This window comes from Phocaeicola intestinalis (genome assembly GCF_014837065.1).
GTDB lineage: Bacteria > Bacteroidota > Bacteroidia > Bacteroidales > Bacteroidaceae > Phocaeicola > Phocaeicola intestinalis.
This window is the reverse complement of record NZ_JACSPP010000032.1, coordinates 21,995-40,660: the sequence shown is the minus strand read 5'-3', so window position 1 is coordinate 40,660 and position 18,666 is coordinate 21,995. Positions and strand designations below refer to the sequence as shown.

Annotated in this window: 17 protein-coding genes; all 17 read left to right on the top strand. The window is 42.7% G+C overall.

Going from position 1 to position 18,666, the window contains the following annotated elements; translation table 11 throughout:
• Positions 1-585: 585 nt before the first annotated feature.
• The 17 genes from H9625_RS10700 (at position 586) to H9625_RS10620 (ending at position 18,648) form a co-directional block, all read left to right on the top strand.
• Entirely contained in the window at positions 586-1,086 is a 501-nt protein-coding gene (locus H9625_RS10700; protein WP_022040001.1) for a CinA family protein, read from the top strand.
• Positions 1,087-1,189: 103 nt separating this feature from the next.
• Positions 1,190-1,450: a 50S ribosomal protein L28 gene (rpmB, locus tag H9625_RS10695; protein WP_022040002.1), complete on the top strand. Its 261-nt coding sequence runs from the start codon at positions 1,190-1,192 to the stop codon at positions 1,448-1,450.
• A gap of 19 nt (positions 1,451-1,469) precedes the next feature.
• On the top strand, positions 1,470-1,658 hold the full coding sequence (rpmG, locus tag H9625_RS10690; RefSeq protein WP_013616632.1) for a 50S ribosomal protein L33: 189 nt from the start codon (positions 1,470-1,472) through the stop codon (positions 1,656-1,658).
• A 9-nt stretch (positions 1,659-1,667) separates the two neighbouring features.
• Positions 1,668-1,823: a DUF4295 domain-containing protein gene (locus H9625_RS10685; RefSeq protein WP_007558249.1), complete on the top strand. Its 156-nt coding sequence runs from the start codon at positions 1,668-1,670 to the stop codon at positions 1,821-1,823.
• Between the two features lie 341 nt (positions 1,824-2,164).
• Entirely contained in the window at positions 2,165-5,155 is a 2,991-nt protein-coding gene (locus H9625_RS10680; protein ID WP_087209956.1) for a SusC/RagA family TonB-linked outer membrane protein, read from the top strand.
• A 20-nt stretch (positions 5,156-5,175) separates the two neighbouring features.
• Complete coding sequence (locus H9625_RS10675; RefSeq protein ID WP_087209959.1) at positions 5,176-6,795, top strand: RagB/SusD family nutrient uptake outer membrane protein; 1,620 nt, start codon at positions 5,176-5,178, stop codon at positions 6,793-6,795.
• A 292-nt stretch (positions 6,796-7,087) separates the two neighbouring features.
• The gene (ftsY, locus tag H9625_RS10670) at positions 7,088-8,044 is read left to right on the top strand and encodes a signal recognition particle-docking protein FtsY (protein ID WP_022040006.1); all 957 of its coding nucleotides are present in this window, start codon (positions 7,088-7,090) and stop codon (positions 8,042-8,044) included.
• A 10-nt stretch (positions 8,045-8,054) separates the two neighbouring features.
• Positions 8,055-9,356, top strand: coding sequence for a 30S ribosomal protein S12 methylthiotransferase RimO (gene rimO / locus H9625_RS10665; protein WP_022040007.1), 1,302 nt, complete (start codon positions 8,055-8,057; stop codon positions 9,354-9,356).
• Positions 9,357-9,440: 84 nt separating this feature from the next.
• On the top strand, positions 9,441-9,734 hold the full coding sequence (locus H9625_RS10660; RefSeq protein ID WP_191764307.1) for an HU family DNA-binding protein: 294 nt from the start codon (positions 9,441-9,443) through the stop codon (positions 9,732-9,734).
• The gene (locus tag H9625_RS10655) at positions 9,727-10,698 is read left to right on the top strand and encodes an HU family DNA-binding protein (RefSeq protein WP_191764305.1); all 972 of its coding nucleotides are present in this window, start codon (positions 9,727-9,729) and stop codon (positions 10,696-10,698) included. Before H9625_RS10660 ends, H9625_RS10655 begins: the two co-directional genes overlap by 8 nt.
• 156 nt (positions 10,699-10,854) lie before the next feature.
• Positions 10,855-11,850, top strand: coding sequence for an AAA family ATPase (locus H9625_RS10650; protein ID WP_087398321.1), 996 nt, complete (start codon positions 10,855-10,857; stop codon positions 11,848-11,850).
• Between the two features lie 164 nt (positions 11,851-12,014).
• Positions 12,015-12,884, top strand: coding sequence for a DUF58 domain-containing protein (locus tag H9625_RS10645; protein WP_022040011.1), 870 nt, complete (start codon positions 12,015-12,017; stop codon positions 12,882-12,884).
• Positions 12,885-12,896: 12 nt separating this feature from the next.
• Positions 12,897-14,006 (top strand): hypothetical protein, encoded by a 1,110-nt coding sequence (locus tag H9625_RS10640; protein ID WP_394354935.1) that lies wholly within the window; start codon positions 12,897-12,899, stop codon positions 14,004-14,006.
• 20 nt (positions 14,007-14,026) lie between these two features.
• Positions 14,027-15,025 carry a vWA domain-containing protein gene (locus tag H9625_RS10635; protein ID WP_022040013.1) on the top strand — a complete coding sequence of 333 codons (999 nt, stop codon included), beginning with the start codon at positions 14,027-14,029 and terminating at the stop codon, positions 15,023-15,025.
• A 12-nt stretch (positions 15,026-15,037) separates the two neighbouring features.
• Positions 15,038-16,063, top strand: coding sequence for a vWA domain-containing protein (locus H9625_RS10630; protein ID WP_022040014.1), 1,026 nt, complete (start codon positions 15,038-15,040; stop codon positions 16,061-16,063).
• 2 nt (positions 16,064-16,065) lie between these two features.
• Positions 16,066-16,770, top strand: a complete 705-nt coding sequence (locus tag H9625_RS10625; protein ID WP_022040015.1) for a tetratricopeptide repeat protein — start codon at positions 16,066-16,068, stop codon at positions 16,768-16,770.
• A gap of 45 nt (positions 16,771-16,815) precedes the next feature.
• Positions 16,816-18,648, top strand: a complete 1,833-nt coding sequence (locus H9625_RS10620; RefSeq protein WP_022040016.1) for a BatD family protein — start codon at positions 16,816-16,818, stop codon at positions 18,646-18,648.
• Positions 18,649-18,666: the final 18 nt, after the last annotated feature.

Below are 18,666 nucleotides of genomic sequence, written 5' to 3'. Positions count from 1 at the left end.
GCCCAAAGCACACACGAAAACGGATACATCAAGCCAAGAAAAACTTTTTGGAGAAATTCAAAACAGCTTCTTAGAACCTGTTTGAAATTTGCTCAGGTTTGTTTTGAGAGACTTTCTGTAGAAATTCAAAACAGTTTCTGGACATAATCGGGGCTGCTTTTCTGATTTATACAGGGATGAGGTAGTTACTTTCCGGATAAAACCGGGAAAACAGACCGGTAGCAAGCTCAAAAGGACCTGATATAATATTGCTTTATTGGAAATTTTAAACAGTTTCTGATGAATGTCTGCATAGCCAGTTTGTTCGGGTTAAAAACGCAGTAGTACTGCGTTCGCCGATGAAGATATATTCAACTGCCGATGCAGTATATATTCAATCGCAGATGCAGTATATATTCAACTGCCGATGCAGTATATGTTCTTTTTTAGGGGGTATATATTGGCTGTTTGCAGATATTATTAATATAATAATAATAAGGAGTTGAAGGAAATCAGAAGCAATCCTTTTTATGCCGGTTTTCGAAAGTCTGGCTATTGGCTTTTGACTCCTGGACGAAGTTATTAACTAAAAAACAGATAAAGGACATGTCAGTAGAAACTAAAAAGCTGAGCAAGGAAATCAGCGAAATCTTTTGGAGAGAAGGTTATACATTGGCAACTGCAGAAAGTTGTACGGCCGGAAATGTAGCAGCCATTATTACGGCAGTACCCGGTAGCTCACGTTTTTATAAAGGTGGAGTGGTAGCATATGCCGATGAAGTGAAGGAAAACTTGTTGCATGTAAAAGCGGAAACCCTTCAGGCATGCGGAGCGGTGAGTGAAGAAACCGTAATCGAAATGGTGAAGGGAGCTATTGATACTTTTGGGACTGATTATGCCATGGCTACATCGGGCATTGCCGGACCGGGTGGAGGTACTCCTGAGAAGCCTGTCGGTACCATTTGGCTGGCAGCCGGGAGTAAAGACAAAATTATGACACTCAAGCTGACAGAAGACGAGGGACGCGACAAAAATATCCAGTTTGCTACTAAAAATGTGCTTCAACTGTTGCTCTCTATTTGCCAAAACAAAGAAAATGAGCAATAAAAGGCAATTTATTGAAGAAAAACTTGCATATGTAAAATAAAACCGCTTACTTTGCACTCCGTTTTAAGGAGCATAGAAATAAAACTATAAAAACTAGATAGAAATGTCGAAAATTTGTCAAATTACCGGAAAGAAAGCCATGATTGGCAACAACGTTTCACACTCAAAAAGAAGAACGAAAAGAACGTTCGATGTGAACTTGTTTACAAAAAAATTCTACTATGTAGAACAAGATTGCTGGATTAGCCTGAAGATTAGTGCTAACGGCTTGAGAATTATTAATAAGAAAGGGCTGGATGCAGCACTGAATGAAGCTGTTGCGAAAGGTTACTGTGATTGGAAAACTATCAAAATCGTTGGTTAATTAAAAGGAGAGTAAAAGTATGGCTAAGAAAGCTAAAGGCAACAGAGTGCAAGTAATCTTGGAATGCACTGAAATGAAAGATAGTGGTATGCCGGGTACTTCTCGTTACATCACTACGAAGAATAGAAAGAATACACCCGAGAGATTGGAATTGAAGAAATACAATCCTATTTTGAAAAGAGTAACAGTTCACAAAGAAATTAAATAATAAGACACCATGGCAAAGAAAACAGTCGCAACCCTTCAGACAGGAAAAGAAGGCCGTTCTTATACAAAGGTTATCAAAATGGTTAAGTCGCCGAAGACTGGTGCTTATGTTTTTGACGAACAGATGGTACCTAATGAAAAAGTTCAGGACTTTTTTAAGAAATAAGGCTTTAATTAGAGTTAATTATATCATTAAAACTCCTTTCGATTTCGAAAGGAGTTTTTTTTAGTATCTATACGCAGCCTTAAAAACTCATCCCAAATCTGCACGCGATAAATTCAAGACAGTTTCTAAAAAAACTTGTATTGCTTTCTCCATGTGAATCTGTAATATTAAAAGAATGTTAACCAAAAAGAATCCGATGCATGCTTACAGTGTTTTTAGTGACGTAAATTTTATTAAAAATAACTTCGGTTAGAAAAAATTATGCCATCAATGTAATAAGTGTTACAGAATATGTTTAATTTTGCCATTGAATAGTTAATTAATTAAATCTATACAAATTTATGCAAAGCAAACTAGTAACAAACAGGCAGACGCGGAGAAACCTGTTTTCTCTCGCGGTTTTTCTTTTAGTGAGTATGTATGCATTTGCCCAAAATGCGGTGACAGGTATTGTAAAGGATAAGACTGGCGAACCGCTGATAGGCGTGAGTGTAGTGGAAAAAGGAACCACAAATGGTAGTATTACCGATATGGACGGAAAGTTTTCCATCAATGTACTTCAAGGCAAGACTTTGGTGTTTTCTTACATTGGTTATCTTTCCCAAGAAATTAAAGTACGCTCCAATACCATTAATGTAACCATGCAGGAAGATGACCAGATGCTGGAAGAAGTCGTAGTTATCGGCTATGGTTCTATGCAGCGTAAAGATGTAACCAGTTCGATTACCACCATCAAAGCTGAAGATTTGAATGTGGGTGTTTACTCAGATCCCGCCCAGTTATTACAAGGTAAAGTTCCGGGTTTAGCCATTACTACTAGCGGCGACCCGAACGGAAGTCCGAGTATAACCTTGCGTGGTGCTTCTTCTTTGCGTGAAGGTGCTGCCATGCAGCCGTATTATGTAATCGACGGTATTCCGGGCGTTGATATTTCCATGGTTGCTCCAGATGATATTGAAAGTATTGATGTGCTTCGTGATGCAACAGCAACAGCTATTTATGGCTCAAAGGCTGCCAATGGTGTTATTATCATCAATACCAAGAAGGGGAAAAAAGGACGTACCAATGTCACTTATAGCGGTTATGTAGCTTTTGACAAGATTTTAAAAAAAATGGATATGGCTACGGCCGATGAACTTCGGGCATATGCCGAAAAAAACGGTCTGACATTATCTAATGATATGGGTGCCAATACTGATTGGCAAGATGAAGTGCTTCGTACAGCAGTCAGCCATAATCACAATGTTTCTATCAATGGTGGTTCAGAAAAGACAACTTATATGGCAAGTATCAATTACCAAAATCGTCAAGGTGTCATTTTAGGTACAGATATGGATCGCTTGAATATACGTTCTTTGCTTACCACTAGGGTGCTTAAAGACCGCTTGGAACTGTCGGTGGGCGTTAATTCTCGTTACGGGAAAGGCGTAGGTGTACCCATGGATGATGAAGGTGTGTCTGTATTGGATGCCATGAATTATTTTTCTCCGATGCTTCCGGTTCGCGATGATGGGAACTGGACACAGGCTTCGGGCAGCCAGAACATAAATCCATTGTCGCTGATTTATGAAGATACTTCTGAAACAATCTATAAAAACACACAACTCATCAGTAAGGCCACTTTGGAAATTGTCAAAGGTTTGAAATGGAGTGCCAACTACTCATTCACCAACAACCAGCGCACTTACAGCGAATATCATACCCACAACACACAGCAGCCGGGTATCAACGCGCAGAACGGCCAGGCGAAGCGTAATACTTACTTCGGGCATGAACACATTTTCGAAACTTACGGAAATTATGATACAACTATCAATGATGCACATAAATTGTCTATCATGGCAGGTTATTCATGGGAAGAAAGGATGTCAAATGATGGCTTTGGGCTGACTGTGCACGATTTTTATGATGATGTGTTGAAATGGAATCAGTTGACTTATGCAAGTACTATTGACGGCATTCCTGCTATAGAAAGTGGAACCAAAGAAACAGTCCGCAATATCTCATTCTATGGTCGTGTGGGTTATTCATACAACAGCAAGTATATGATTCAGGCTACTATCCGTCGTGATGGTTCTTCTGTGTTTGGCAAAAATAACCGTTGGGGTACATTCCCATCAGTCAGTGTTGCCTGGAACATTACGGAAGAAGATTTCATGAAGCACCAAGATGTGATTAGTAACCTGAAACTTCGTTTGGGATATGGTGTCAGCGGTAATGCTTTGGGCTTCGGAGCTTATACCCCGTATGAAACCTACGGTGCATCGGGCTTCTTTACTTACAACGGCAAGAGTTGGCGTACGCTGGCGGCTACCAAGAACGCCAATCCTGACTTGAAATGGGAATCTACCGGAATGTTTAACATCGGTATCGATTATGCTTTCTTCAACGGCCGTTTGAATGGTACCATCGAATGGTATAACAAAAAGACCAAGGACTTGATTTGGAATTATCCGGTTTCTACCAGTCTTTATCCATTCGGCGATATCCAGGCCAATGTAGGTGAAATAACCAATCAAGGTATCGAATTTTCTATTAATGCTGTTCCTGTACGTACTCGGGATTTCGAATGGAGTACGACGGTTACCTTGTCTCACAATAAAAATACTGTAGACAGATTGTCAAACGATCAATTCGAAGTATCTTTATTTACACAGGGTGACCCGATGGTAGCCGGTGTTTCTGCCAATGGTTATACCCAACGTATCTTGGAAGGTGAACCTCTCGGAACATTCTATACCTTTGAATTTGCCGGATATAATGAAAACGGAATCGCTACTTATTATGTAAGAGATGAAGAAACAGGAGAACGTACGGGAGAAACGACCACTGACCCTAGCGATAAGGACCGTACCATTACCGGTTGCGCACAACCCAAGCTGAACTTTGGATGGAATAACACTTTCTCTTGGAAGAATTGGTATGCAACGGTATTCTTTACCGGTGTATTCGGCAATGATATCTACAATGGTTCACGTGCTAACTATACCAGTCCGGAAAACTTTTCGAACGGTAAGAATGTGCTGAGAGAATTCCTTTACGAACGTCCGGCTACAGATACATCTAATAATCGTCCTTCTGACCGTTTCATTGAAAACGGTTCATACCTTCGTCTGTCCACTCTGACGTTGGGGTATACGTTCAAAAACTTTGACAATTGGTTGAAGAATGCACAATTATACATTACTTGCAACAATGTATTCACTATCACTAGTTATAAGGGGCTTGATCCTGAAGTAAACATGGGTGGCTTAGCTCCTGGTGTTGATTACCGTTGGAGCGCTTATCCGCATACCCGTACCACTATGATTGGTTTAAAAGTTAATTTCTAATTATCAACAGACTTACAATTATGAAAATGAATATAAAATCATTATATGCTATTTGTACTGCCGCTTTACTTGCTGGATGTACAGACTTAGATGTAAATATAGAGTCTCAATATACTCAATATCCAATAAATGATATTGCAGTAGAGGCGAAGAACGCGGATGTTTATTTCCATTTGCGTGATGTATTCGGACGTCGTTATATGGAAGCGATGTCTTTGTCGAGCGATGAATATACAGCTGTTTCATACGGAGGAGGCTGGTACGACAGTGGTTGTTATTCCCATCCGAGCCTTCACGATTTTAGAACAGAAGACGCATCGATTGACTGGATGCCTACGGTTATCAGCGGCATTACCAAAGCCAATACGGTAATCCGTGATTTGGGAGGCGAAGAAGCAGCCCCTGCCGATATCGCTCCTGCGCGGGCAATGCGTGCTTTTTTCACTTTCATTATTATGGACTGCTGGGGAGATGTGCCTATTTTGGATTACCTGCCTGTAACGAATGATGAAGTAGTACGTGCTCCACGTGCAGAAGTCGCCCGTTGGATTGAAAGCGAATTATTGGAAATCATTCCTCAACTCACCGATGAAGTCAGTGACAATACCTATGGTAAGCCGACTAAATGGATGGCAGAAGCTTTGTTGGCAAAGTTGTATATCAACTGGGCTGTGTATACAGCTTCTTCGGTTGAGCAATATGAAGCTGCTACAGCTGAGAATGAAAAACTGAATGATTGTATCAGAATCTGTGATGATATTATCGCATCCGGCAAATTCAATTTAGGTTCAATGCCTTACGCTGAAAAGTTTGGCCCCGATAATGGTTCGCAAGTAGAAGATTTTATCTATGCCATGCCGTATGATACATATACTGCTACAGGTATGCAATACGGGCGGGCACGTACCTGGAAGAATGCAGGAGATGTTGAAAAAAGTTATTATGGTATGAAGTTAAGCAATTCTGCAGGCGGGTATATTACGATGAATCCTGAATTCTCACGTCTTTTCTGTTTGGAAGGAGACATACGTAATAACAGCGTAATTGGCGATACTGTACATGTTTATGACCCGAATACTTACCAGCCGACTTCGGAAATAGCTTTGGATGAAAACGGCAAACCTATTGTGCTGACTCAAACCGTTTCGCTTGAAATCCCTGACGATGTGCAATTGGGAGTAGGTGATAACACGAAAGGATATAGCCAAGGCTACCGTTCGGTGAAGTTTTTTGTGATTGATGACGATTACAAGAATGGAAGAAACCAGTCGAATGACTTGCCGATATTCCGTTATGCAGATATCTTGCTGACAAAGGCGGAAGCCATTGTTCGAGGTGGTACGGCTACTAATGGTGAGACAGCGATGAGTCTGTTCAATCAAATCCGGGAATATGCCCAGGCTCCACTTCTGGCTACAACTCCTTCTTTGCAAGATTTGTTGGACGAACGTGGAAGGGAATTTTTTGATGAAAACTGGCGTAGAAATGATATGATTCGTTTCGGAACGTTTGAAAACGAATATGGTTTTCATAAGAAAGATTTCCCGACAGCACGTTTCGAAAAGACTTGTCGTATATTCCCCTTGCACAGAGATGTGCTGAATACCTATCCGCATTGGACTCAAAACCCGGGATATTGATTTATTTGATATAGATTTTCAATGAAGCCTTGCAGCTATCTGCCGTTGTAATAAACGCCGGAAGCCGCAAGGCTTTTTTGTTTCATTCATGTACGGTACGATTTTTAAGGGCAGATTTTGGTACTGGAGCAAATAATCCTCTTTCCAAAATGGGATAATCTTTTTTCCGGAATCGGATAATCTGTATAATTTAGATGTGTTTGCCTTGACAAACTAATAAACTCATTCGTTTGTTTTAGAGAAAAATCCGTATATTTGCACAAACATAGCAGATAACATAAAGACATATCGTATGGGAATATTTAGTTTTTTCTCGAAGGAAAAGAAGGAAACGTTGGACAAAGGATTGTCGAAAACCAAGCAGAGCGTGTTTAGCAAGATAGCCCGGGCTGTGGCAGGCAAATCCAAGGTAGATGACGAAGTGCTGGACAATCTGGAAGAAGTGCTGATTACTTCGGACGTAGGTGTGGAAACCACGCTGAAAATCATCAAGCGCATCGAGAAGCGTGTGGCACAAGACAAATACATCAATACCGAAGAACTGAACAACATCTTGCGTGAGGAAATAGCAGCCCTGCTGACTGAAAACAATACGGTAGATGCAGATGATTTTGATATTCCCGCAGGAAAGACGCCATACGTCATCATGGTAGTGGGCGTAAACGGAGTAGGAAAGACCACCACTATCGGCAAGCTTGCCTATCAGTTTAAGAAAGCCGGCAAGTCGGTCTATTTGGGAGCTGCCGATACTTTCCGTGCAGCTGCTGTAGAACAACTCGTGATATGGGGCGAACGGGTAGGGGTGCCTGTTATAAAGCAGAAGATGGGTTCCGATCCTGCTTCGGTGGCATTTGACACATTAAGTTCGGCGGTGGCAAATCATGCCGACGTGGTCATCATTGATACGGCTGGACGTCTGCACAATAAAATCGGCTTGATGAACGAATTGACCAAAATCAAGAATGTGATGAAAAAGGTGGTGCCTGATGCTCCTCATGAAGTGTTGCTGGTGCTTGATGGTTCTACGGGACAGAATGCTTTCGAGCAGGCTAAACAGTTTACATTGGCAACAGAAGTCAATGCAATGGCTATTACCAAACTGGACGGGACTGCTAAAGGAGGTGTCGTAATCGGTATTTCTGACCAGTTTAAGATTCCAGTGAAATACATCGGGCTGGGCGAAGGCATGGAAGATTTGCAGATATTCCGCCGCCGCGAATTTGTGGATTCACTGTTTGGAAACAAATAAGTAAAGTTGAATGAGAAAAAATACGATTGATATCATCACTTTGGGCTGTTCGAAGAACCTGGTTGATTCGGAAAAACTGATGAAGCAGCTTGAATTGAACGGTTATAGGGTGACACATGACAGTGAAAATCCACAAGGAGAAATTGCGGTCATCAACACTTGTGGGTTTATCGGCGATGCCAAGGAAGAGTCTGTCAACATGATTTTAGAATTTTGCCAAGCTAAAGAAGAAGGGCGGTTGAAGAAACTCTACGTTATGGGGTGTTTGTCAGAGCGTTACTTGAAAGATTTGCAAGTGGAAATTCCTCAGGTGGATAAGTTTTATGGAAAGTTTAACTGGAACGAGTTGCTTGCCGACTTGGGTAAGACTTACCATTCTGAATGTGCCATCGAACGTCACTTGACAACTCCCAAGCATTATGCATACCTGAAGATTTCGGAAGGGTGTGACCGGAAATGTGCCTATTGTGCCATACCTATCATTACAGGCAAGCATGTCTCGCGCCCGATGGAGGAAATTCTGGATGAAGTGCGCCTGCTTGTTGCACAAGGAGTGAAAGAGTTTCAGGTGATAGCGCAAGAGCTGACTTATTACGGTATTGACCTTTATAAGAAGCAAATGCTTCCGCAATTGATTGAACAGATGGCTGAAATTCCGGGTGTGAAATGGATTCGCCTGCATTATGCTTATCCGGCACATTTCCCGCAAGATTTGTTTCGTGTGATGCGTGAGCACAGTAATGTGTGCAAGTACATGGATATTGCCTTGCAACACATCAGTGATAATATGTTACAACGGATGCGCCGTCATGTTACGAAAGAAGAAACCTATGCTTTGATTGAGCAGTTCCGCCATGAAGTGCCGGGTATTCATTTGCGTACCACGTTGATGGTAGGATTTCCAGGTGAGACTGAGCAAGATTTCGAGGAGTTGAAAGAGTTTGTGCGTCATGCCCGGTTCGAACGTATGGGGGCATTTGCCTATTCGGAAGAAGAGGGTACGTATTCGGCACGCCACTATAAAGACGATGTTGCGGAAGAAGTGAAGCAGCGCCGTCTGGACGAACTGATGGCAATTCAGCAGGAAATTTCAAACGAGCAGTGTCATGCCAAAATCGGTAAAGAATTCCAGATTATTATCGACCGTAGAGAAGGTGAATATTATGTGGGCCGGACCGAATTTGATTCGCCAGAGGTAGATCCTGAAGTATTGGTGAAAGATGAAGGCAAAATCTTGCATATAGGTTCTTTTCACCGCGTGAAAGTTTATGATGCCGATGATTTTGATTTATATGCTGAAATAATTAGTTGATAATTAACGGTTGACGAGTTGGCAAGGTTTTCTACTTTGTCAGCTCGTCAACTGTTATCGGAAATTCTAGCGTAAAATAAGACTATGAATAACAAGGAGTTGACAGGAGAATTGTCACGCCGGTTGGGATATACCAATAAGGATGCAGCACAGTTAATTGCTTCGATGGTAGACATTATGGGCGAACAGTTACAGGAAGGGAAAAGGCTGGATTTCGACGGTTTCGGTACATTCAGTGTAAAGAAAGAGTTGGAACGGATTGTGTATAACCTGGCGTCCAAGCAACGTTTTTTGGTACCTCCGAAACTTGTATTGATATTTGAACCGGCTTCTTATGAGTTAGAAAAACATAAAAACAGTTCGTTTGCTAATGGATGATAAATTCACAAAAGAAGAACTGGTGATGTTGTTGGCGCAACGCCACCAGATGGAAGAGGCAGATGCAGAAGCGTTTGTCGAAGCTTTTTTCGCCTTGATAAAAGAAACATTGGCAACCGACAAATATGTGAAAATTAAAGGTTTGGGAACCTTCAAGCTGATAGATTCCGATGACGGGAATGCTGGAAGATCGTGTCTTTCGTTTATGCCGGATGTATCTATGCGTGAGTTGGTCAACAAGCCGTTCAGTCACTTTGAAACCGTTCTGCTGAATGAGTCTGCTCATTTCGATGATATGATAGAGGAAGAAGAGAAAGCCATTGCCTCGGAAGAGGCACAGATGGAAATTCCTGCTTCGGATGAAAGAGAACCTGCTGCGTTTGAACCGGAAGTACATCCGGAACCGTTGCAACAGACAGAAGGTATGAAGCCGGAAACAGAAGAAGAGAAGTATGAGCCTGTACCTTTGTTTCCGGAAAACCGCTTTGATGTAGAAAAACAAAAACAGAAACCGCGCTTGCCTTGGTGTTTTATTGCTTCCGTTTTATTGATCGGTGTTATTATAGGCGGTATTATGGGTTGGGTCTTGTTTTCCGGCAGACGATATATACCTGACTCAGTAGTAAAGGTGTTGTCTGAAACACGACAAGAACTGAAGGGTACGGTTGTGTCTGAACAGGCTATGACAGTAGACAGCTTGCCTGCTTCTAAACATCGTGAAACGGTCGGATTGCCATCTTCTCCGCTCTGTTTGTCGGATACAGTACGCTATGATATTGTAGGAACACTGGCCACGCATACACTTCGCAGGGGAGAGAGTTTGGCTCGTCTTGCCTTGCGATATTATGGTAACAAGAATTTGTGGACTTACCTTGCCCGTTACAACCGGGAAATATTGAAAGATGTCAACGATATTCCTGTAGGTACTTCCATACGTGTTCCGAAGCTGGTTCCGAAGCGATGAAGACCATTTTAAAAAACTTTAGTCCAATAAGATTTAAATGCAGAAAGGCAGCTACTTTTTTTAATAAAAATTAGTTGTTCCTGTTAATATTATGCCGTACTTTTGAGGCCGATAAGAAAAACAGAATACTTAACATATAAAAAATAAAGAAAAACTATGGCTGAAGCTATTGATATTCGTGCATTGAATGAACGAATAGAACGCGAAAGTGCGTTTGTTACTAACCTGATGACTGGTATGGACCAAGTGATTGTAGGACAGAAACATTTGGTGGAATCCTTGCTGATTGGCTTGTTGTCGGATGGACACATCTTGTTGGAAGGTGTTCCGGGATTGGCAAAGACTTTGGCAATCAAAACACTTGCTTCATTAATAGATTCAAAATATAGCCGTGTCCAATTTACTCCGGACTTATTGCCTGCCGATATCCTTGGTACGATGATATACAGTCAGAAAGATGAACGGTTTGTCACTAACAAGGGACCTATTTTTGCCAATTTCATCTTGGCGGATGAAATCAACCGTGCACCGGCAAAAGTGCAGAGTGCTTTACTGGAAGCCATGCAGGAACGCCAGGTGACACTGGGCAAAGAGACGTTCGACCTGCCTTCACCATTTTTGGTAATGGCTACCCAAAATCCAATAGAACAGGAGGGTACTTATCCGTTGCCTGAAGCACAAGTGGACCGTTTCATGCTGAAGGTGATTATTGACTATCCGAAGTTGGAAGAAGAAAAGAAAATCATTCGTCAGAATATTTCCGGAGAAAAGATTCAGGTGCGTCCTATCCTGAAGGCTGAAGATATCATTGAGGCACGTAAGGTAGTGCGTCAGGTATACCTTGACGAGAAAATCGAGCAATACATTGCCGACATTGTGTTTGCTACCCGTTATCCTGAAAAATACGATTTGAAAGACTTGAAAAATCTGATTGGTTTTGGTGGTTCGCCACGTGCCTCCATCAATTTGGCATTGGCTGCACGTAGCTATGCTTTCATCAAGCGTCGTGGATACGTTATCCCCGAAGATGTACGTGCCATTGCACACGATGTGTTGCGGCACCGTATCGGGTTGACTTATGAGGCGGAAGCGACAAATGTCACTTCGGATGAAATAGTCAGCAAGATCCTGAATAAGGTAGAAGTACCCTGATTGCTATGCACTATAAATTGACGTATGCTTACACGCAAACAGGTGCAAGCATACGTGTCTTTTACCGGTTTAACAAGGAGCAATTAACAAATGAGCGGATGTAATTTCTCCATTAGGTAAGTTGTTCATTGTAAATTGTAGGTTGTTAATTGTAAATGAAACAGATGGAAACAAGTGAGTTGTTAAAACGGGTACGTCAGATTGAAATTAAAACCCGCGGATTGTCTAGCAATATCTTTGCAGGACAATATCACTCGGCCTTTAAGGGGAGGGGAATGGCTTTTTCTGAAGTTCGCGAGTACCAATACGGAGATGATGTGCGCGACATAGACTGGAATGTGACTGCTCGTTTCGACAAACCTTTTGTCAAGGTGTTTGAGGAAGAGCGGGAACTGACTGTAATGCTGTTGGTCGATGTGTCGAACAGCTTGGATTTTGGTACGGTGCATCAGTTGAAAAAAGATATGGTGACCGAGATAGCTGCCACATTGGCTTTCTCTGCCATCCAGAACAATGATAAAATCGGTGTTATCTTTTTTTCTGACCGTATCGAAAAGTTTATTCCACCCAAAAAGGGACGTAAGCACATTTTGTACATCATTCGCGAATTATTGGATTTTCAGCCTACCAGCACGCGTACCAATATTCAGTGTGTGATAGAATACTTGACTAACGTGTTGAAAAAACGGTGTACAGCTTTTATGTTGAGCGATTTCATTGATGAGCACGATTACCAGAATGCGCTGACCATAGCTAATCGCAAGCACGATGTTGTGGCTGTGCAAGTGTATGACCGTCGTATGGAAGAATTGCCCAATGTGGGATTGATGAAAGTACATGATGCCGAGACGGGTCATGAACAATGGATAGACACTTCGTCCAAGGCTTTGCGTAATGCTCATCATGCCTGGTGGTTGGAGCGTCAGCAGAAGCTGTCCGGTATTTTTACACACAGTAATGTGGATTCGGTTTCGGTGCGAACCGACCAAGATTATGTAAAGGCGTTGCTTACTTTATTTGCGAAACGAAATTGAGAGTGACAGATTATGAAACACACATTATTATATATATGTAGCAAGAAGCTGCTGAAAATGTTGGGATGCGTGCTGGCGTTGTTGTTTTTTGCTTTTCCGGAAGTAAAGGCACAAGTGACGGTGGATGCTACCATCGACTCGTTGCAGCTGCTTATCGGTGAGCAGGCGAAAATCAAACTTCAGGTCAGTATGGATGCCAATCAGAAGTTGCAGCTTCCCTTGCTGCGTGATACGTTGGTAAGAGGTGTGGAAGTGTTGGATGTAGCCAAACCAGACACTCAATTGCTGAATGAAAACAAACGATGGCTGATTTCGCAGGAATATACGGTTACTTCGTTTGATTCGGCATTGTATTATTTACCTCCCTTCGAAGTGAAGGTGAACGGCACACCTTATTTTTCGAAAGCTTTGGCATTGAAAGTGTATTCCATTCCGGTAGACACGTTACATCCTGACCAGTTCTTCGGTCCGAAAGCTATTCGTGAAGTACCCATCACATGGGACGATGTAGCTCCATTGGTCTATTCGGGTATCCTGATGCTGATATTGGGTGCTTTGGCTGTATTTCTCGTCATACGCTATCGTGACAACAAGCCGATTATCAAGATTATCAAGATAGAGCCTAAATTGCCTCCTCATCAGGTAGCAATGAAAAAGATAGAAGAGATAAAGGCGGACAAGCAAGTGCAACGCGATGACCCGAAGCTGTATTATACGGAGTTGACCGAGGCCATCCGTACATATATCAAGGAGCGTTTCGGATTTAATGCGATGGAAATGACTTCGACTGAAATTATTGACCGGTTGTTGGAAGAAAAAGATCAACGTTCCATTGACGACCTGAAACTCTTATTCGAAACGGCCGATTTGGTGAAGTTTGCCAAACATGCGCCGCTGATGAATGAAAACGATATGAATTTGGTGAATGCCATCGATTTCATAAACCAGACCAAGGTGGAAGAAGATCCGAATGCAAAGAAAGAACCGACCGAAATCCGTGTAGAAGAAAAACGTTCGAAACGAGGACGTATCGCCTTGATATGTAGCATTGCCGTTGTAAGTATCGGTGCTGTGGTATGTATATACTTGGTGGTCCGGCATATCATCGATTTGTTCTTCTAATTAATTAAACTGTAGAGACTATGATTTTTGCAAATATTGAATACCTGTTTTTGTTGCTCCTGCTGATACCTTACATTGTGTGGTATTTTATGCGAAGAAAAAAAACAGAGCCTACTATGCAGGTCTCCACGACCCGCATGTACATGAATGCACCACGAAGCTGGAAATTGTATTTGCTTCATGCGCCTTTCTTGTTGCGCATTGCGGCTTTTGTGATGATTGTGCTGGTGCTGGCGCGTCCGCAAACTACCGACAACTGGCAAAACACGGAGATAGAAGGTATAGACATCATGCTGTCGGTTGACGTTTCAACCAGTATGCTTGCCGAAGACCTGAAACCCAATCGTCTGGAAGCAGCAAAGAAAGTAGCTGCCGAATTTATCAACGGGCGTCCCAACGATAATATTGGGCTGACTATTTTTGCCGGAGAAGCATTTACGCAATGTCCGCTTACCATCGACCATGCTGTGTTGCTGAATCTTTTCAACAGCATTAAGGGTGACATTGCACAACGTGGGTTGATTGAGGACGGAACAGCTATCGGTATGGGGCTTGCGAATTCTATCAGTCGCCTGAAGGACAGTAAGGCAAAGTCGAAAGTGATTATTCTGTTGACTGATGGCAGCAATAACCGAGGAGATATTTCACCACTGACGGCGGCCGAAATAGCCAAGCAGTTTGGTATTCGGGTGTACACCATCGGGGTGGGAACAAATGGAACGGCACCTTATCCGATGCCTACTTATGCGGGTATCCAATATGTGAACGTGCCCGTGGAAATAGATGAGCAGACTCTGATCCAGATAGCTGGTACTACGAACGGAAACTACTTCCGTGCCACAAGCAACTCTAAGTTGGAAGAAGTCTACCGCGAGATTGACAAGTTGGAAAAGACCAAACTGAACGTGAAAGAATTCAGCAAGCGTGAGGAGGCTTATCTGCCTTTTGCCTTGGTGGCATTCTTGTGCATTTTGCTTGAGCTTGTCTTGCGTAATACTGTATTAAAGAAAATACCTTAAAAAAGAAAAGCTATGTTTCGATTTGGAGAACCCATATATTTATATTTGCTATTTGTATTGCCGGTACTGATTGGACTGTACTTGTATTCCAACTGGCGCAGGCGTAAGAAAATCCGTCAGTACGGTGATCCGGAATTATTGGCGCATCTGATGCCTGACGTATCGAAGTATCGTCCCGATGTTAAGTTTTGGCTGGTGTTCGCAGCATTGGCAATGGTCATATTCATGCTGGCACGTCCGCAATTCGGATCTAAAATGGAAACTGTGAAACGGCAGGGAGTGGAAACTGTCGTGGCACTGGACATTTCGAATTCAATGCTGGCAGAAGATGTGACACCCAGTAGGCTGGAAAAATCAAAAAAACTTATTTCACGTTTAGTCGAGACATTCAACAATGACAAAGTGGCTATGATTGTCTTTGCCGGTGAAGCCTTTACCCAGTTGCCTATTACCAGTGATTATATATCGGCCAAGATGTTTTTGGAAACCATCAGTCCGTCGCTCATTTCTACTCAAGGAACTGATATCCGTGGTGCTATTGACTTGGCAATGAAGAGTTTTACACCAAATACGGGTGTGGGACGTGCCATCGTGCTTATTACTGATGGTGAAAACCACGAAGGAGGAGCGGTGGAAGCAGCACAACAGGCAGCCAAGCAAGGAGTACGGGTGTTTGTATTGGGAGTGGGGTCACCCGATGGTGCTCCTATTCCGGCAGGCAGCAATAATGAATATCGTCGTGATAAAGATGGCAATGTCATTATCACTCGTTTAAATGAGCAGATGTGTCAGGAGATTGCTAAAGCGGGAAACGGGATGTATGTACGTGTGGATAATACTAATAATGCCGAACGTGCTTTGAATGCCGAAATCAACAAATTGGCAAAGGCAGATGTGGAGACACAAGTATTTACCGAGTTTGACGAACAATTCCAGGTCTTGGCATGGATGGCTTTGCTTTTGCTAGCTGTCGACTTGATGATACTGGAACGGAGAAATCCGCTCTTCAAGAACGTGAAACTATTTAAACAGGATTGATTATGGGACGAAAAGGATATATTTTACTGCTTGGATTCATGCTCGTATCGGTCGCTGCTTATTGTCAGAAAAGCGAACGCGATTATTTGCGGAGTGGCAACAAGCTTTACAAAGATAGCACTTATGTGAAGGCAGAAGTGGATTACCGTAAGGCTTTGGAACTGGAGCCAAAGTCGACCGATGCAATGTATAATCTGGCAAATTCGTTGCTGATGCAACAAAAGGCCAAGGAGGCAATGGAGCAATACGAGGCTGCACGGCATGTGGAGAAAGATAAAATGAAGCTGGCACAGATTTACCATAATATGGGTGTCATTCTGCAATCATCGAAACAGTTGCCACAGTGCATTGAAGCTTATAAGGAAGCCTTGCGAAACAATCCGAAAGACAATGAAACGCGTTACAACCTTGCTTTGGCACAAAAACAATTGAAAGACCAGCAGCAAAATCAGCAACAGGATCAACAACAGCAACAGAAGCAAGACCAGAAGCAAGACGAAAAACAACAGAATAAAGACCAGCAAGACCAACAAAAGAAAGATCAGCAACAGCAGAATCAGCAACAGCAGCAACAGCAGCAGAACCAAATGTCGAAGGAAAATGCCGAACAGTTGCTGAGAGCTGCAATGCAGGATGAAAAGAACGTGCAGGACAAAGTGAAAAAAGGTGTCCGCGTGGAAGGGCGAAAGCTGGAAAAAGACTGGTAAGAAACCGGAAAATTTAGCCAACTGTAAATAAAACAATAATACACAATGAGAAAACTTATCTTCTTACTACTGTTAGTCATTGCGGCTTTGCCGATGCAGGCAAAGAATGGAGCAACGCTTACTGCCGACGCACCAGAAGTTGTGGTAAGTGGCGACCAGTTCCGACTGACATTTACAGTAAATACACAAAAAGTGAAAGATTTTCTGGCTCCATCCATCAAAGGATTTGATGTGTTGATGGGACCTACTCGTTCGCAACAGTCCAGTACGCAAATCATTAACGGAAAGGTGTCTTCGAGCAGTTCCATCACATACACTTACATCTTGATGGCAGGCAAGGAAGGTACATATACCATTCCGGCTGCCAGCATTGAGGTGGACGGGGAAAAAGTGTTTTCGAATGCGCTCACCATCAAGGTGCTCCCGCCCGACCAGACGGCTGGCAATTCGCAGGCTAATCAGGGAGGAGGCGGTTCGTCATCGTCGCGCGGACAGATAGCCGGAAGCAGAATCACCGATAAAGACTTGTTCATTACAGCTACTGCATCAAAGACTACTGTCTATGAGCAAGAAGCTATCTTGTTGACTTATAAAGTCTATACGTCGGTAAATTTGCGCCAGCTGATGGAGGACATGCCGGATATGAAGGGTTTCCAGATGCAGGAAATCCAACTGCCCCAGCAGAAGCAATATTCGATGGAGCACTATAATGGGCGTAATTACAACACAATCATTTGGCGTCAATATGTCTTATTCCCACAACAGACAGGCAAACTGGAGATTCCTGCTGTCACTTTTGATGGAGTCGTGGCTCAGCAGACCATTTCGGATGATCCCTTTGATGCGTTCTTCAATGGAGGAGGATATATTGAAGTGAAGAAAAAAATTGTGGCTCCGAAAGTGGTCATCAACGTTAAACCTCTTCCTGTTAAGCCAGCGAACTTTTCAGGAGGAGTAGGAGAGTTTACAATGACATCTTCTATCAACGCGAAAGAAGTGAAGACCAATGATGCTGTGACCATCAAGCTTACCATCAAGGGAGCAGGCAATATGAAGCTTATCACCAGTCCGGAAGTGAAATTCCCCGAAGATTTTGAAGTATATGATCCGAAAGTGACCAACAATTTCGATGTCTCGCGTGCAGGATTGTCTGGTACGCAAACTATTGAGTATCTTGCTATTCCGCGTCATGCCGGCAATTTTACTATTCCTCCGGTGGAATTTGTTTATTTTGACTTAAAGAGTCAGTCGTATAAGACCTTGAAAACTGAGGCATACGATTTGAAGGTGGAAAAAGGTAAAGGTAATGCCGACCAGGTGATAGCTGACTTTACTAATAAGGAAAACGTAAAGGTATTGGGACAGGATGTACGTTTCATCAAGCTGGGCGATACGACACTTACCCCGAAAGGCGAAGTCTTTTTCGGTACTATGGGATATTGGCTGGGTTATCTTATTCCGTTTATTGTGTTTGTAGCACTGGTCGTTTTCTTCCGCAAGCAGGCGGCCGAGAACGCCAATGTAGCAAAGGTGAAGACCAAGAAAGCTAACAAAGTAGCCACTAAGCGCATGAAGTTGGCAGGAAAGTTGTTGGCAGAGAATAAGAAAAATGAGTTTTACGATGAAGTGTTGAAAGCTTTGTGGGGATATATCAGCGATAAGTTGAGTATTCCGGTCTCGCAACTCTCAAAAGATAACATTGAAGCAGAACTGACCAAGCACGGAGTTGCCGAAGACGTGACAAAGACATTCATCAACGCCTTGAATGAATGCGAGTTCGCCCGCTATGCACCAGGTGATGAGAACGAGGCAATGGATAAAGTGTATGCCACTTCGGTGGATGCCATCGGTAAGATGGAGAACAGTATCAAACATTAAATTAATTAAGGAGAAACC

Excerpts from the sequence above, each read along its gene's own strand:
- H9625_RS10700 (WP_022040001.1), top strand. The coding sequence starts at position 586 with ATGTCAGTAGAAACTAAAAAGCTGAGCAAGGAAATCAGCGAAATCTTT.
- rpmB (WP_022040002.1), top strand. The coding sequence starts at position 1,190 with ATGTCGAAAATTTGTCAAATTACCGGAAAGAAAGCCATGATTGGCAAC.
- rpmG (WP_013616632.1), top strand. The coding sequence starts at position 1,470 with ATGGCTAAGAAAGCTAAAGGCAACAGAGTGCAAGTAATCTTGGAATGC.
- H9625_RS10685 (WP_007558249.1), top strand. The coding sequence starts at position 1,668 with ATGGCAAAGAAAACAGTCGCAACCCTTCAGACAGGAAAAGAAGGCCGT.
- H9625_RS10680 (WP_087209956.1), top strand. The coding sequence starts at position 2,165 with ATGCAAAGCAAACTAGTAACAAACAGGCAGACGCGGAGAAACCTGTTT.
- H9625_RS10675 (WP_087209959.1), top strand. The coding sequence starts at position 5,176 with ATGAAAATGAATATAAAATCATTATATGCTATTTGTACTGCCGCTTTA.
- ftsY (WP_022040006.1), top strand. The coding sequence starts at position 7,088 with ATGGGAATATTTAGTTTTTTCTCGAAGGAAAAGAAGGAAACGTTGGAC.
- rimO (WP_022040007.1), top strand. The coding sequence starts at position 8,055 with ATGAGAAAAAATACGATTGATATCATCACTTTGGGCTGTTCGAAGAAC.
- H9625_RS10660 (WP_191764307.1), top strand. The coding sequence starts at position 9,441 with ATGAATAACAAGGAGTTGACAGGAGAATTGTCACGCCGGTTGGGATAT.
- H9625_RS10655 (WP_191764305.1), top strand. The coding sequence starts at position 9,727 with ATGGATGATAAATTCACAAAAGAAGAACTGGTGATGTTGTTGGCGCAA.
- H9625_RS10650 (WP_087398321.1), top strand. The coding sequence starts at position 10,855 with ATGGCTGAAGCTATTGATATTCGTGCATTGAATGAACGAATAGAACGC.
- H9625_RS10645 (WP_022040011.1), top strand. The coding sequence starts at position 12,015 with ATGGAAACAAGTGAGTTGTTAAAACGGGTACGTCAGATTGAAATTAAA.
- H9625_RS10640 (WP_394354935.1), top strand. The coding sequence starts at position 12,897 with ATGAAACACACATTATTATATATATGTAGCAAGAAGCTGCTGAAAATG.
- H9625_RS10635 (WP_022040013.1), top strand. The coding sequence starts at position 14,027 with ATGATTTTTGCAAATATTGAATACCTGTTTTTGTTGCTCCTGCTGATA.
- H9625_RS10630 (WP_022040014.1), top strand. The coding sequence starts at position 15,038 with ATGTTTCGATTTGGAGAACCCATATATTTATATTTGCTATTTGTATTG.
- H9625_RS10625 (WP_022040015.1), top strand. The coding sequence starts at position 16,066 with ATGGGACGAAAAGGATATATTTTACTGCTTGGATTCATGCTCGTATCG.
- H9625_RS10620 (WP_022040016.1), top strand. The coding sequence starts at position 16,816 with ATGAGAAAACTTATCTTCTTACTACTGTTAGTCATTGCGGCTTTGCCG.